The organism is Rossellomorea sp. ABR4_004 (genome assembly GCF_056159585.1).
This window is the reverse complement of record NZ_JBSWVM010000001.1, coordinates 1,670,305-1,686,826: the sequence shown is the minus strand read 5'-3', so window position 1 is coordinate 1,686,826 and position 16,522 is coordinate 1,670,305. Positions and strand designations below refer to the sequence as shown.

The 16,522-nt window shown below is 39.3% G+C and carries 6 protein-coding genes; 4 read left to right on the top strand and 2 right to left on the bottom strand.

The annotated features are described in order from the left end of the window. The first annotated feature begins 261 nt into the window (after positions 1–261). Positions 262–4,323, top strand: a complete 4,062-nt coding sequence (locus ACXAF2_RS08735) for a S8 family serine peptidase (protein ID WP_475138202.1) — start codon at positions 262–264, stop codon at positions 4,321–4,323. A 127-nt stretch (positions 4,324–4,450) separates the two neighbouring features. On the opposite strand, the gene ACXAF2_RS08730 is transcribed toward ACXAF2_RS08735, so the two are convergent. Continuing rightward, the gene (locus ACXAF2_RS08730; protein WP_475138201.1) at positions 4,451–4,843 is read right to left on the bottom strand and encodes a hypothetical protein; all 393 of its coding nucleotides are present in this window, start codon (positions 4,841–4,843) and stop codon (positions 4,451–4,453) included. Positions 4,844–5,151: 308 nt separating this feature from the next. Between ACXAF2_RS08730 and ACXAF2_RS08725 the strand changes: the two genes are divergently transcribed. Next, positions 5,152–6,411 (top strand): helix-turn-helix domain-containing protein, encoded by a 1,260-nt coding sequence (locus ACXAF2_RS08725; protein WP_475138200.1) that lies wholly within the window; start codon positions 5,152–5,154, stop codon positions 6,409–6,411. Positions 6,412–6,749: 338 nt separating this feature from the next. Further along, positions 6,750–10,928, top strand: a complete 4,179-nt coding sequence (locus ACXAF2_RS08720) for a S8 family serine peptidase (protein ID WP_475138199.1) — start codon at positions 6,750–6,752, stop codon at positions 10,926–10,928. Between the two features lie 249 nt (positions 10,929–11,177). Here ACXAF2_RS08720 and ACXAF2_RS08715 read toward each other — a convergent pair whose 3' ends face one another. Beyond that, positions 11,178–11,834, bottom strand: coding sequence for a YdeI/OmpD-associated family protein (locus ACXAF2_RS08715; RefSeq protein WP_475138198.1), 657 nt, complete (start codon positions 11,832–11,834; stop codon positions 11,178–11,180). 725 nt (positions 11,835–12,559) lie between these two features. Between ACXAF2_RS08715 and ACXAF2_RS08710 the strand changes: the two genes are divergently transcribed. Continuing rightward, positions 12,560–16,423 carry a S8 family serine peptidase gene (locus ACXAF2_RS08710; RefSeq protein WP_475138197.1) on the top strand — a complete coding sequence of 1,288 codons (3,864 nt, stop codon included), beginning with the start codon at positions 12,560–12,562 and terminating at the stop codon, positions 16,421–16,423. Positions 16,424–16,522 lie beyond the last annotated feature (99 nt).

Genomic DNA, 16,522 nt, shown 5'->3' with positions numbered 1-16,522 from the left:
ACACTTGGGAAAGTTTATTAGCGGTCTGATTCTCCTTATACTACAACCATAAGACTTTTGTAGGGTTTAATTGGTTTATACATTAATCACTATAAACTCATAAATCCTGTATCAAAATGTTTTAACAGCTATTATTTCTAAAGGTGTCCCTATCTCAGTAGGGACTATATTCCTGCCTTATTCCCCCCATACACCACTCCATGGCCCTATGCTATATTCTAAATGTTAGAAAATTTAGATAAAAGGGGATGCCACCATTTCATGAATCCAAAAAAGAAAATTCTTGTTTGTGCATTGGGAGCCGGAATGATTATAAGCTCAGCCAATATACCAGGTATCAATGTATTAGCCGAAAAACCGGACACAATTGAATCAGTATTATCCAGCATGACTACGCAACAACTGGAAAACTATAACCAGCTGCAGTCTGTTGAAAGAGAAGGATTGTACTTATCACAAACCGTAGATCTGGAAAGTGAGGAGCCTATCAAAGTCATTGTACAATTGGACCATCACCCTGAGAAAATAGCTAAATTAAAAGCAGAATTAGAAGGGAAAAACCTTTCTTCAACTGACGCGAAAGCAAATATAGAAATGGATCAAAAAACATTTAAAAACAATGTAGCTAACATGTTTAAAGGAAAGAATGCTAAAGGCTACAAGCTTGGAAAAACCTACAAAAATGCCATGAATGGTGTTTCCATGGAGCTGCCTGCCAACAAAGTAAAAGAATTGTTGAGTTTAGACGTAGTAAGGTCCGTTTGGAGCGATGTCGAAGTACAAGTAGAGCCTCCTGTTATAGATGAAAATCAAGAGAATAAACAAGTGAAACCTTATATGATGGAAAGCATTCCTCATTTAGGAATCGATAAATTACATAAGGAAGGATTTACGGGTAAAGGCATCAAGGTTGGGGTGCTCGATACTGGGATTGATTACAATCACCCCGATCTTGATGGAGTATATAAAGGTGGATATGACTTCGTAGACGATGATAATGATCCAATGGAAGCCACATATGAGGATTGGAAAAAGTCAGGAAATCCAGAATTTGCAGGTAGCAATAGTTATTATACTGAACACGGGACCCATGTCGCAGGAACCATTGCCGGGGAAGGAGATAATGAGAGCGAGTATCATATAAAGGGTGTTGCACCTGAAGCTGATCTATACGCCTATCGTGTTCTTGGACCTTATGGAAGTGGATCAAGTGAGGGGGTCATTGCGGGAATCGACCGAGCCATTGAAGATGGTATGGATGTCATCAATTTGTCTCTTGGAGCCATGATCAATGACCCGCTTTATCCGACTAGTATAGCGGTTAACAATGCGGTCCTAAGCGGTGTCACCGCTGTGGTATCCGCAGGGAATTCCGGTAGTGGTGCCTTCACTTTAGGTTCTCCCGGAACAGCCGCACTGGCTCTGACCGTCGGAGCAAGTGATGTCCCAGTAGATATTCCGACGTTTAATGGACAATATGGTTCTGAGAAAGTCAATCTTCAGTTGATGGCTAGAAATTATAGTGATAAATTAGAGGAATTTGAAGGACTGAGTTCAACTGTGGTTGATGTAGGTCTTGGGAAAAACACAGATTACTATGGGAAACCAAGTGTAGCTGGAAAGGTCGTTTTGATCAGCCGTGGTGAAATTGCTTTTGTTGACAAGATCAAAGTGGCTAAAGAGAAAGGAGCCAAAGCAATCCTACTTTATAACAACAATGCGGAAGAAGGGCAAATCCCTCATTACCTGGGAGAAGGAGTCGACTTCATACCGACTTTCACACTGACGAAAGAACATGGAGAAGCATTGAAAAATAGCCTGGAATCAGATCAGGATTTCACGTTTAGCGATATGGGAGCCATCACGACGGAGGGTGACCGATTGGCAGATTTCAGTTCAAGGGGGCCATCTAGATCTAACTATGATATTAAGCCTGAAATCACTGCGCCAGGTGTGGGGGTCCTCTCAACAGTTCCTTCATATATAAATGATAAAGAAAACGGTAGCTATGACTATGCATACGCCAGACTTTCCGGGACATCCATGGCATCACCACATATTGCAGGAATCTCAGCGCTCCTCTTACAATCGAACAAGGAGTATAAGCCGGAAGATATCAAGTCTATCCTGATGAACACTTCAGATCCCTTGAATGGTGATTACAGTGTGTATGAAGTGGGCGCCGGTAGAGTAGACCCCTATGAAGCGATTCATTCGGATATGAACTTCCAGGTCATAGATGAGACGACCAATCTTCAGAACGGGGAACGTATGACCATCGATGAGGTAACAGGCGGTATGAGTTTCGGGTTACAATACGTGGGTGAAAAATCACTCCGAAACCAGCGTACGATTTTAGTAGAGAATAACGGTGAAGAAAACAAAACATTTGTTGGAAAAGTAGAATTTACTAACCAGTCTCTCAATGCCAGTGAAAATGGTGTACAAGTATCCTTTAATAAGAAACTCACAGTGAAAGCCGGAAAGAAGAAGAAAACGAATGTATTCTTAAATGTCCCTAAATCAGCTGAAAAGGGGTACTATGAAGGGTATATCCATTACGTAAACGAAGCGGATGAGTCAGAGAACTATCAAATTCCATTCGGCATACGTGTTTCTGAAAAAGGCATCGAATACGTCAATGCATTAAATTTTTCTACAAAAGATAATAATCAATTCAGGCCGGTAATCCAATTCACTCCAATGGATTTCGTCCTTAAATCACCAATGGATCAACTGAGTGTTGTCCTGGTCGATGGAAAAACGAATGAAGATTTAGGGTTAGTGGGAGTCATCAATTCTAAAGGTATTCCAGAAGGACAGAGGATTATTTTGAATGATGCGTTTTCAGGAAACTATTATCCGTACGAGGATCATTCCATCTCCATTAATCCGACGATGGCACCTGAGGGTCATTACAAACTTAAGTTGGTGGGGGTAAACAGTGAAGGTGAGACCTTTACATCTGAAGCCGATACGTATATCGATAATACAGCTGCTGAATTCTCAAGCTCCTTACCGACAGGTGTCTATGAATATGAGAATGTAGAAGACACGATGGCGTTTTCTATGAAACTTTATGATAAAACCATTGAGGATATGAAAGCGGCGGGATTACAAGTCGATCAATCCAAGAACGGGATTGAATATTACTACGGATCTTCGTTTCCAACTGGTATGTTATATCCTGACGCAAATGGAAATCTTTCAGATGAAATTCAAATGAATAGTCGTTTGAGTGTCTATCCATTAGGATTCTTTGGATATGACTCAGTGGGTAACTTTAGTAAACCGGTTATAAACTTTTTTGTCCCAAAAGGTACTCCTTACGTAACGGCATCGATGAATCAGGATGAAGCAAAAGCTGGTGACCTGGTAAAGTATACTTTATCAGCAGAGAATGTGGAGAAATTAAGCGATATCCATTTCTCTACAACGTATGATACGAACCAGCTGAAATTGGTCGATGTAAAGATTCATCCGGATTTCGAAAAGTACGGACATTCCAGTTTAGAAAAAGTAGTGACGAAGAAAAGCGCATCTTCAAATCAAATAGACATTGACGTATCCATTGACGAGAATTCCGAAGTGGAGGCAACTGGTGATATTCCGGTTGTAGAAATCACTCTTGAAGCCCAAGATACAAACTATAACAAAACAAGCTTTATTACAGGTCCAACCCTTTCTGGAACGTATACGAATGTAACGGGTACAGATACAAACCTGCGAGGTTACTATGAAGGGGAGTTTACGGAACTATTACGAAGCCATTCAGAGGTAAGAGGAAGAATCGTACCACAAGGATTCTATGGTACGGATGGTAAATTTGACTATGAGATGGATTTCTCAAATGCTCCAATCACCATAGATGTAACAGATTCTGAAGGAAACGTGTTTGATGGTGAAATTAAAAATGATAATCAATTCAGAGTAGAGCTTCCTGTAACGGATAAGCCATTTAACATGGCGGTAAAGGTTCCCGGTCACTTCCCGGTTAACACGACATTTCATGTGTATGAACAACGAGAAGACAAAATTGTCGCAACTTGGAGTGACCTTGCCCTCAGAACGCAAGATGCAGGAGATATTAATCAAGATAGCGTGATTGATATTTTAGACGCCCTTGCGCTTAAAGAAAACTGGGGAACGGATAAACAAGAAGCTGATCTAAACTTTGACGGAAATGTAGATGAAAAGGACTTTGAATTAGTAGAGTTTAACTACATGGAAACAGATCCAGGGGTGAAAAACGCTCCAAAGCCAAAGGATAAATATAAAGGCCAGACATTAAAAGACATAAAAACTGAGTTGGGAATTGAATAATTAAAGATATAAAGCTGGCTCATAGATCATAGCCAGCTTCTTTTTACGTTTTAAAGCATACGAGAAAGGAGGGGATTGGGTAACAAAACTACGAGTAAAGGGAAATCAGGTAGACCCAAATGTGTATCTAGCTACGATGTTTGTCAGTGGACCGGTGTGGATATTTAGAAGGACATACTTTAAAAATAGCAATTTCTTCGTCTAACAATTCATTCGTCGTTTGATCAAGTAAAGCTACAGTAAACACGTATTCTCCAGGCTTAAGAAACCTCCCGAAACGGTTTGCACACGAGTTCAGTATCACATCATCATAAATAAAGACACCGTTAACATTAAATGGAACAATGGTTCCGTCAGATGTAGTAAATACAACATCGTCTACATGATCAGGATTTGAAAGAGAAATTAATATCTTCGTATCTCTAGAGGTTCCTTCTGTAGAGTAGGCGCAGATTTGAATATATTCTTGAAAATTCACTTGCGTATATAAAGGTTTATTTAACTTAACACTAAAAGCCATAAAATCACCTCGGAATATTAATAAAATATAAACTACTAACTCTATTATTGGGTCTTGCCATATATAGTTAGTACTTCAATATAGTATGTGTATAAGGACAAGTTCGTTACTAAGTTCTTGAGAGTACTTGGGTAGATATTGAAATTTTAACGTCGAATTCAACTTACTATTCAAGGTAAATATGTATAATTATTCATAATCCGTATATATTATCTGCCTGGATGAGGATAAATACTTACCATTAATAGCTTATAAGATACCAATATCCTATGTATAATGATAGATATATACAAGGGGGAAGTGAAACGATGTCTATCGGCAGGATCATTTACTATCATCGGAAAAAACAAAATAAAACACAAGAGCAACTTTGCAAAGGGATATGTTCAACGACTCATCTAAGTAAGATTGAGAATAGTTCTAAAGAGGGGAACCTGGAAACATTAGAATTACTTTGTAAACGACTCGGTGTATCGATTGAAGAGGAAACGGCAAAAACGCTGTATTTAAAAAGGCAGCTGGCCCAATTCTATGAAGCGATCGAAAGACTTCATCGAGATCATGCCGAAAGACTATATCAAGAGTTAGAAAAGCATAGAGACTATATTCAATGTACGGAAATGGTTTACTTATATGAACTATACATGCTTCGATATCTATTATTCACAAATAACCCGACCGAGTATGAACACGCATCGTTTGGGTTGAAAAAGAATATGAGCAAGTTTTCTTCGTTTGAAAAGTATCTCTGGGAGTTCTTTCAGGGGATCTATTATGGACAGAAACAGCAATATTCCAAGGCGATTACCATCTTTGATAAAATAGAGGATAAAGCCGATCTGTATAGTGAAAAAGTGACAGATTATTATTATTATAAAGCAGCCAATCATGGGCTATTAAAGCATTTTACGTTGTCTCTTCACTACTCCTACAAGGCTTTGCGAATCTTTCAGAACACAGGGAATATCTTACGGATCCTTCATGTGAAAATAGGACTTTCAGCTAATTTAATTTATATTAACGATCTTGAACGTGCAGAAGTCATGCTGCATACGGCTTTAAACGATGCAGAGATGTTAAAAGATAACGAAACAAAGATTACAGCTCTTCATAATTTCGGTTTGTTAAATAGAAAAAAAGGTAGGCTAAAAGAGTCTTTAGAATATTTCTCACAGTCACTTAAACTGAAAAAGAAGCAAACAATCAGTTATTATGGCACATTGGTGGAATTGGTTCAAGTATTGCTGGACTTGAAAGAGAGTGAGAAGGCGATCAATCTTTTGCAGGAGAATTTAAGAGATTTTAAAGATCAGCAGTCCAGTAAATATGTAGAATTAATGGTGTTGTATTTAGATGCAATAAAGGATGACAAACGGCTTAGTGATTTTTTAATCGATCGTGGCTTGCCTATGATGAAACAATATGATCTCTATAAGGCAGCAACATTTTCAGAGCGATTAGGGGTATATTTTAAAGAAAAAGGAGACCTGATCTCTTCCAATCAGTACCTTCATTTATCCAATGAGCTATTAAAAAAATTGATCTTTAATCATAATGAACCAATCTAAATGAAAGGTTAAACAAGCAACTGTTAAAGGTTGCTTGTTTTTGATTTTTTGAACTTTTAATAGGTGATAAATATCTTTCTTGAATAGTAAAATATGCCTGTTTTGTTGAATGGGAATATGACTATATAGGTATAATTACTTCTTCATCAGAAACTTTCCCAACTTTGCCCTACCCTGAACTCTTACGTTACGATAATGCCTTCATGAAATGAAAAGGAACTTGAGAGAAGTGTCGAAATGTATTAAGAATTTTCCCAATTAACAGATTCTTAGAAAAAGATTACTATTTAGGTTGTAAACAAATCTGCGTCACGGATGAATATCAGAGGGGGAAGAGTATGAACAAGAAGCGTTCAGCTAAAATTTTGACGGTTGCACTGGCTGCAAGTCTAATGGGTACATCAGGAATTCCATTTAACGTTATGGCAGAAAGTGCCCCTGGTACGTCTAAATTTACACAAATCAAAGATGTAGAAGAGACGTTGATGAGTCTATCGGATGAGCAAAGAAAGGCTCTGAAACAGATTGAAGCAAAACCGGATTTTGAAATCGCTCCGAATATCAATACGGAAAGCGAAGGGCTTGTTGATGTAATCGTTGAATTTAAACAGGCACCTGCGAAAGTTGAAGTGATGAAGCAGGCGGCTAAAGGGGTTCGTACGACTACGAAAGCAGCGGCTGAAAAGGTAGAGAAATCTCACAGTGAATTTAAACAAAACTTCCAGTCTATGAAAAATAAAAAGAGTGCAAGCCCACAATTACAAGAGGCAAAAATCACGAAGGAATATCGTTCTGCCATCAATGGTGTAGCGATGTCCATCCCGGGGAATGAGATTAAGAGTTTGCTGAGCTCTGGAGTAGTGAAACGGGTATGGAAAGATGAAGTCGTTCAGCTTGATCTTCCGGAAATGAAAGGGGAAGCTTCCGAATCCAAAATGATGGACAGTATTCCACAAATCAATGTGGACAAGCTTCATAATGAAAATATAACGGGTGAGGGAATTAAAGTCGGAGTCCTCGATACAGGAATTGATTATCATCACCCTGATTTGCAGGATGCCTATAAGGGTGGATATGATTTCATTGATAACGATAATGACCCTATGGAAACCACCTATGAAGATTGGCAGAATTCAGGTAAACCTGAGGTCAATCCTGCTTCTGGAACAGCCTACTATACTGAACATGGTACACATGTCTCAGGAACGATTGGTGGCGAACAGAAAAATACAGTCGACTATGCGGTGAAAGGAGTAGCCCCTAATGTCGATTTATATGGATATCGAGTTCTTGGTCCTTATGGTTCGGGAACAGCCACAAGTGTCCTTTCAGGGATTGAGCAAGCTGTCATCGATGACATGGACGTCATGAACCTATCTTTGGGTGCTGCAACGAATGATCCGCTATATCCGACTTCCGTTGCAGTTAACAATGCGATGCTCTCTGGTGTGGTAGTAGTAGTGGCTGCAGGTAACAGTGGACCGGAAGAAGGAACACTTGGGGCTCCAGGTGCAGCAGCCCTCGGCATTACGGTTGGGGCAAGTGATTTTGACATGGATATCCCTACTTTCCAATCCATGAGTGTAAATGGTGAAACATTTGAGAACGTTTTATTACTAGGGAAGAATTTTTCAGATGATTTGACATCTCTTCAAAGCCAGTCCAAACAAGTGGTTTTTGCTGGACTAGGTTATGAAGCTGACTTCGAAGGGAAAGATTTAACGGGTAAAATCGCCTTGATTCAGCGAGGTGAAATTGCCTTTGTGGACAAAATGATACATGCGAAAGAAGCAGGGGCAGAAGCTGTCATCATCTACAATAATATAGATGGAGAGATTCAGGCTTATCTGGGAGAAGGATCAGAATATATCCCGACCTTCCGTATGACAAAAGCGGATGGTGAGCGTTTGAAAGGGTTAGGTGATAACGCATCCATTGCGTTTGGGGAATTAGCGACTGTTCAAACAGAGGGGGATAACCTGGCTAGCTTCAGCTCAAGAGGACCTGTGGCTGGAAGCTATGATATTAAACCGGATGTTGTAGCACCTGGGGTAGCGATCTTCTCAACCATTCCTGAATATATCAATAGTCCGGAAGAAGGGGAAGACTATTCTGCCGCATATGCCCGCCTTCAGGGAACATCCATGGCAACGCCTCATGTAGCAGGTGTAGCGGCATTAATGCTTCAAGAAAATCCTGATTATACTCCGTTTGATGTAAAAGCAGCCTTGATGAATACAGCAGAAGACTTAAATGGTGACGTATCCGTTTTCGAACAGGGAGCCGGACGCATAGATGCTTATAATGCTGTTCATGCCGATGTATCCATCAAAGTGATGGATAAAACAAAAAATCTAAATCAAAACGGTGAAGAGGTAGAGATTGATGAAGAGACCGCATCCATCTCTTTCGGAAGCCACTACAAAGAGGATAATGAAATTAAAGCAGACAGCAACATGATCATCGAGAATAATGGTGAAGAAGAAAAGTCATTCAAGGTAGAAGTCGAATACCATGGTGAACGTACCGGCATCAAGGATTCAGCAGAAAACGGAATTGTTTTAAACACTCCTACAAGTGTAGTGGTGGCCGCCGGCGATTCGAAAGAAATTTCACCAACGATCACGGTTCCGGAAGATGCAGAGGAAGGCCGTTATGAAGGGTATATTCATTTGACGAATGCAAGTGATGCGAGCGAGACGTACCAGGTTCCGTTTGCGATTCGAGTTACAGAAAAAGGGTTCGACTATCTTGAAACAGATAGACCAACTGTAGCAAATAATACACCTAAGTGGCAGTACTACAATCCATACATCTCAGCAGCATTTGAAATGAATAATCCACTGACGAGGATAGATATTGTGGTGAAAGATGGACAATCAGGTGATGCAATTGGATTCATTGCTTCCCTCAAACAAGCGAATGCAAAGCCTGACTACAGGTATTACATTCGTGCTGTTTTCACTGGAAACGTTTATCCATTTACCGGTGACAACAAACATCCGATCTCAGATCAAATGGTAGATTTGCCGGAAGGTGACTATGAAATGGAGTTCATTGGGTATGATGAAGAAGGAAAGACGTATACGATTGATACTCCTGTCATCGTTGATAATACAAAACCAGAAGTGAACTTCGATAAAGCTCCTGGTGTGTATGAAATCAGTGAAGATATGTATACAGAAGAGTTTGAGGAGAATGCCTTCTGGATCCATGGAAATGTGCAGGATGAAACAGTGGACGTATTGCAATCAAAAGGGATGGACTATGATCAATCATCGAACAAATTCTTGATAGCAACTGGCTCCCGTGAATACTACAACTGTTGTTTCCCTACAGCGGATTCTAAAGGGGATACTCAGTTTGGTATAGAGCCTTCGGATATTGCAGAAGAACCATTAAGGGTAAGTTTGGCAGCTACCGATATTGCGGCAAACGTCAATTACTCAAGATATATCTTTATGAAGGAAGGCACTGAGTATGTAACATCTGATTATAATAAAGAAGAAGTCAGATTAGGTGATACAGTCACCATGACTTTGAGCTTGAATAACGTAAAAAGCTTTGCTTCCGGAGAGTACACGATTCAGTATAAAGGGGAAATGTACTCATTCGAATCGGCGCAGCTGAACGATGAATTTAAAGCTTATGCAGAAGAAAACGGACTTCAAGCCTCACTTCATGATCCGGTTGAGAGCGGTTCAGGTTATTACAAGACTGTCACGGTAGGAGCTGCTTTGAACGGAGAAGGGTTCTCCGGGTTGGATGGGGACATGCCTTTAGTGGACGTAACGTTCAAAAACTATAGGGATGACTGGTATTATGGATATGACAAACTTGATGTCACAAAGTCAAGCTACACAAAGACCGGTGAAGAGAGTGCTGTGTCTCTTCCATATTACAGCACTTCATCCTTTGATTTCGTGTCCAATCATTCAAGGGTGGAAGGAACTATTAAACCTGAAGCATTTTTGAAGGAAAGTGGTAGTGGCAATCTCTTTTTACCAGCTGGTGTAGCTCAGAATATCGGAGCGAAGGTATATGCTTTATCCCCGGATGGTGATAGATATGAGGGCAGCATCGATTCAAAAGGGAAATACATCATCTATGGAGTCCCGGCTTCACGTGAGATATACAATGTCGTCGTGGAAATCCCAGGACATTTAAAGGCTTATACACCATTCATACCTGGTTATGAATTGGAAGGTGAGAATTTGGGTAGATATGTTAATGCAGGATACAAGATGAATCTTGCGGGTGATGTCGATGGAGATCATATGATTGATATTAATGATGCCATCATCACAGTCTTCTCTTACGGAAAAGAAGGCGTTGGAGTAAACAAAGGTGACCTGAATCAAGATGGCAAAGTAGATGAAACGGATCTGCGTTTGATAGAGAAGAATTTCTTAGAAAAAGGTCCAGATGCCAAAAAGAATAAAAAACCAAAAGAAAAGCACGGCAAGGTGACTCTGGAAAAATTATTCCGTTCAATTGGCCTTGAGTTAGAGAAATAAACAAGAAAAGTGAAAGAGGTGTCCTAAGACTAAGGGCATCTCTTTTCTTATAGGAAAATTGTGCTAAGTAAATGCTTATTCTAATGTATTAAACAGTCCAATCCAATTTTCCAACTTTTGAAATGGAAAAATTGGGGTTCAATCCTTGATAGAGAAATGGAGGACATGAAAGAAGCAGGGTTTCGTCATCTTAAAGAAGGTAGAGAAAATCGAGTGAATGACAAAGTCGACTCACTCGTTTCTCTTTTCCTACTTCTTTTTTCTGCGATATAAATCCAGCGTCTTATATCCTTCAGACAAGATTTCAATCATCTGATGGGTTCTTTTGTCACGTGTGGATTGCTGTTTAGCCGAAAAGATTTGCCTCGCCCAGTCTTTTTGATAACCAGGAGTCAGGTTTTGATAGAATTTTAACTCTGCAGGATGGTCTTTAAGTAATACTTCAACATCCTTTACATTTTCCTCATAATCTGCAACACATTGACTGGATGCAGGGGTCTTCGCTACTTTTTTCTTTTCACGTTTCATGCCGACAACCGTAAAGACATCGTCCATACTCACCATACGCGAAAACTTTATATCACTGTTCAGGATATAACCATCTTCTCCAACGTTTAATGCCGGAAACATCTCATCACGGTGAATATAGGTGTCAAATCGAGTATTCCCTTTTTTGGGATAGGCAAAGAACAGATACCCTTTTGGAAGCAGGACTTTTTCGTTCTGAAGGATAATGTTTAAATGTTCTACCATTTCATCAATCGTTTTAACAAATATAAAGATAGCATCGTGATTCTCAGAAAGAGACGTCGGCATGCCTGTAAAGATAGAGTAATCATCGGGCTGAAGAAGTACTGCCATATTTTGATATTTGGTTAACTTTAATTTGTCAATAATCGTCGTCATAGTATTTCCTCCAAGAATTAGAGTAGAGTGAAAATGAATTCAGTTTTAATGAAGAATGGAATTCTACTTTTGTGGATTGATTCAGCGATTGACAAGTGGAAACATTCATAGTTGACTGAAGCGGAAATCGACCACTGCCCTCTTGGCTGAAAAATAAAAAGGTTTACGAAAACAGCATGATACTACAAGTACCATCCTTACCCTTTTTACCTATTACTTATTATAGAATACAAATGTTTATTGTAAAGAAATGGGGGATTTTATTATAGAAGCTTTTATCAACAGATAAGAGACTTATTGATCATAAATTGATCCTTCATCCTATCATTTTTCATTTTCCTCAACAATTCGAGGATTTTTCCCCAATGAACAAATTGTTTTTCCATTCTTTTGTCACTTTCAACAGGTAAGATACAAACATTTCATGAAGCATTCAAGGATAAAGTTCCTATTATTTTATAAAACTTTCTCTTTATTTCCCCCAATAGGAAATTTTTAGTTTCAGTAGAACGAGTATAAGAGGTGCTCACTATTTCTTGATTAATAGAAAAGGGAGGAGGAAGTTAGACACAAAGGTATAGGCGACATGTATCTGTTATCCATGTCTTCTACTGATAGTTGGCGCATCCATCAAATAGCAATATTACGTGATTGGCTAGGAATTATGCTGTACTATAGCATAATCCTAATCTACTTCTAAGTTTCTTCATCATGTGTAGTAAAGAATGAAAATTATACAAAAGGGTGAGAAGATGAAGGGTTCTTTGAAAAGTAGGTTATCTATTGTATTAATGTTCGTTTTACTTTTAAGCAGCTTTGTAACACCCGTTGGTGCAGAATTCCATTTTTCAAAAGATGGACAATCGGCTATTCCAAAAACACAAAAAGCTGAACTTCCTATGGCTGATTTAGTTGAAGATAGTGGAAAACATCCATTATATGGACAGGATGGGACTTCTATTGATCCAAACGAAAAAGTTCGTTTAATTGTCGAAGTCGATGTAAATGAAAAGGCAAAATCCTTGCCTGAAAAGCAGGTAGAACAAGTAAAGAATACGTTTATGAAAAAAAGAGATGGTTCTTCGAAAGTGATCCATACATATCACACAGGCTTTTACGGATTTAGTATGGAAACGACGATGAAGGAAGCGGAAAAGATCAAAGTGGTAGACGGAGTAAAGGATATCCGCATCGCGAAAACGTATGAACATATGGATGTAAAGAGCAATGAACTTGTGGAAGCGATGAATGTATGGACTAAATACAATTACAGTGGAGACGGCATGGTCGTTGCGATTGTAGACTCAGGAATCGATTATCGCCATGAGGCCATGAAACTCTCCGAAAAGGGGAAGTTGAATGCAAAGTATAATGAAGAGAATATTCAAGCAAAACTCTATGAAACAGATGTAAATGATGTCTGGTATACAGACAAAGTACCTACTGGCTATGACTGGGCAGATAAAGATAATGATGTTATTCCTTCAAGTGATTCCCACGGAACTCATGTAGCCGGAATTGTCGGGGCATATGAAGAGTCTCAGAAAAAAGCAATCGGTGTAGCCCCGGATGTACAGCTTTTAGCTGAGAAGGTATTCTCGGATAATAGTGGCGGTGCGTATGATGATGACATTGCAGCTGGAATTTATCATGCAGTGGAAGTCGGAGCAGATGTCATTAATTTAAGCTTAGGATCAGATGCAGGAATGGTAGACCCTGATGATCTTGTTCAACGTTCGATCAAGTATGCTACTGAACAGGGAGTACTTGTAGTAGCTGCGGCAGGAAATGCTGCTTACAGTACAAAGCAGAACCTGCTTGAAACGTCTCAATTACCATTAGCTAAAAACCCTGATATCGGACTTGTCGGAGATCCTGGAGTGACACCTTATGCCCTGCAAGTGGCTTCTTCAGAGAATGATCAGATGAAAGTCGATGCTCTTCGTCTAAGTGATGGAAGCTTGTTAGGATATCAGATATCCCCTTACGCGAAAAAATTGATTGATACATTAGAAGCCGATAAGGAGTATGATCTCATTTTCGCAGGTGAAGGATTTGGGAAACATCTGGAAGGTTTGGACTTGGAAGGGAAAATTGTTATTGCCAAACCAGGAAGATACTCCACTTACACTACCCTTCAACATGATTTAAAGAAAAAGGGTGCTGCAGCTCTAATGGTTATACCACCAAGTGACTTTACACCATATTCTACATTGAGATTTACTACTAACTCCATTCCAGCCGTGACAACGGACCAAGATGTTTCGATACAATTGGTGGAAAGGCTAAAAAATGGAGAAAAGTTGACTGCTGAATTGTCAGATGAAGGACTTTGGGTGCAAAATACTGAAACGGAAACTATGTCACACTTTTCTTCATATGGTGCTCCAACTGACTTAAGCTTTAAGCCTGAAATTACAGCACCTGGAGGGAAAATTAATTCAACCGTCCTCAATAACCAATATGAAACGTATAGTGGAACATCGATGGCTAGTCCACACGTTGCTGCTGGAGCGGCTTTGTTATTGCAATCAATGTACGATAGGGGACTTAATCAATCCGAGGAAACAGCGTTAAAAGCAAAGCTTGCTTTAATGAATACGTCGTCCGTTCAATATGAGCCAAATTCAACGGTTCCTTATTCCCCAAGAAGACAAGGGGCCGGGTTAATGCAAATCGAGAATGCAATCTCGACACCAGCAGTCATATCAAACAATGACGCCTCTTTAGAGCAAGCGGGCTCTGTTGCGTTAAAAGAAGTAGAAAATAAATTCAACTTTTCTTTAAATGTGAAACCATTACAAGTCAAAAAATTTAGTGTATTCAAAGACGAGGAAGAAACAGGTAACCAGGTTGATTCTGATATTACGATCGAAGTTAGCGGTCGATCAATGGACAATCTAAACTTTGAGACGAAGTATTTAGAAGGTTCTCATATCCGTGAGAATGCCAAACTTAACATTTCTAACTCAAGTTCAGAAAATAAAACGTTTACGTCAATAATTGAATATACGGATCTGTCCAATGACGCAGAAAAAAATGGTGTACAACTTTCTGTTTCAAACAAGGTAAAAGTGAAAGCTGGGAAGTCAAAAAATACAAATGTTTTCTTAAGTGTTCCTAAATCAGCTGAAGAAGGGATATATGAAGGCTATATCACATTTGTTAACGAAGAAGATCATAATGAGAGATATGAAGTTCCTTTCGCAGTTAACTTAGCAAAGCCTGCAGAATATGACGTTTATGTCGACGTATTAAAAGATGGTACGGTAACGAAGGAATTTTACATAGACAAAGATGGAGTTGTAGACGGAAGTAACGAGTACCTGACTCTATCCAGCGAGCGAGTAGAGAGCGCATCAGTTAAAGTGAATGGTAAAGTGGTGACCAATCAAAACGGTACGTCGGTTTCAGTTAAAGACAAGGATGTAGAAGTAAACGTTTCAATTGAACTTCCAAAAGAATTCCGTGAAAATCAGTTCGTAGAAGGCTTTGTCAGACTAGTACCAAAGAATGAAGAAGCGCCTTCCTTAACTATGCCTTATATGGGCTTTTACGGTGATTGGGATTCACTCGATAACATAGACGAGAGTCCTGTAAACGGAGATCCTTATTTAGGATATACAGTATTGTGGAATGACATGTTCGACCTTCCACTCGGCTATGATCAACAGACAGATACATTTGATAAAAAAGCAGTTGGTTATTCTTCAAATTCGGTTGCATCGGGTATTTTTCCTTCATTTACTGCATTTCGTAATTTGAAAGAAATGTCCTTTAGTATCCAAGATGAAGAAGGAAATACAGTTTCCAACATAACTGATTTTAGTGAGTATACGGAAGATGGAAGTCCTTATACCTTTAGAAAGAATATCATGAGCTACCGGGATTACTATTACAAATTTGATGGAATCTTATGGAGCGGTACAGATGATGAAGGTAACCTTCTTCCTGATGGAAACTATTATTATGTATATGAGAGTACGTTGAATTATGAAGGAGCCGAGCCTCAACAAACGAAAATACCTTTTAGTCTGGATTCTGTCTCACCTGTTGTTGAAAATATAAAAATAACCGATCAACAGGATGGAAAGTATAAAATTACATGGGATGTCATAGAAAAAGGAAGCGGCTATATTGGAAGCTTCATTTGGGTCAATGGCAAACGCAAGAGCGTGGCAGCTGGTTCCAAAGAGGTCATTTCTGATGAAAAACCTGAAATTGTCATGGTGTCAGCAATGGATAATTTCCGTAATGTAGGCGTTGGATATACAGGTAATGAAGACCTGCTGCATGCAGATCCATTTATCAATTACTTCCATGTATCTGGAACTAACATCAACGAAGATAAGCCTGCGTCCATCCTGGTCTTTGGTTACAAACGAATGGATTGGCACTTTGAAATTTCTGATGCAGAAGGCAATGTGTTAGAATATGCAGATATTGAAAACGAACATTCCATCTATGGATTGAAATGGTACCCTGGTGAAGAATACCCAGACGGCGACTACTATGTGACCGTGACGGGTACAGATGAAACAGGATTATCGTTGACGTCTGAGAAGAAGAAAATTACCGTGAAACATTAACTAATGGGAAGGGCCAAGAACATGACGTTCTTGGCTTTTTTTCGTGTGAAACGACATTTGATTGGTGAGATGACTATATCCTCTTCCTTCAAGAAAGGA

Excerpts from the sequence above, each read along its gene's own strand:
- ACXAF2_RS08735 (WP_475138202.1), top strand. The coding sequence starts at position 262 with ATGAATCCAAAAAAGAAAATTCTTGTTTGTGCATTGGGAGCCGGAATG.
- ACXAF2_RS08730 (WP_475138201.1), bottom strand. The coding sequence starts at position 4,843 with ATGGCTTTTAGTGTTAAGTTAAATAAACCTTTATATACGCAAGTGAAT.
- ACXAF2_RS08725 (WP_475138200.1), top strand. The coding sequence starts at position 5,152 with ATGTCTATCGGCAGGATCATTTACTATCATCGGAAAAAACAAAATAAA.
- ACXAF2_RS08720 (WP_475138199.1), top strand. The coding sequence starts at position 6,750 with ATGAACAAGAAGCGTTCAGCTAAAATTTTGACGGTTGCACTGGCTGCA.
- ACXAF2_RS08715 (WP_475138198.1), bottom strand. The coding sequence starts at position 11,834 with ATGACGACGATTATTGACAAATTAAAGTTAACCAAATATCAAAATATG.
- ACXAF2_RS08710 (WP_475138197.1), top strand. The coding sequence starts at position 12,560 with ATGAAAATTATACAAAAGGGTGAGAAGATGAAGGGTTCTTTGAAAAGT.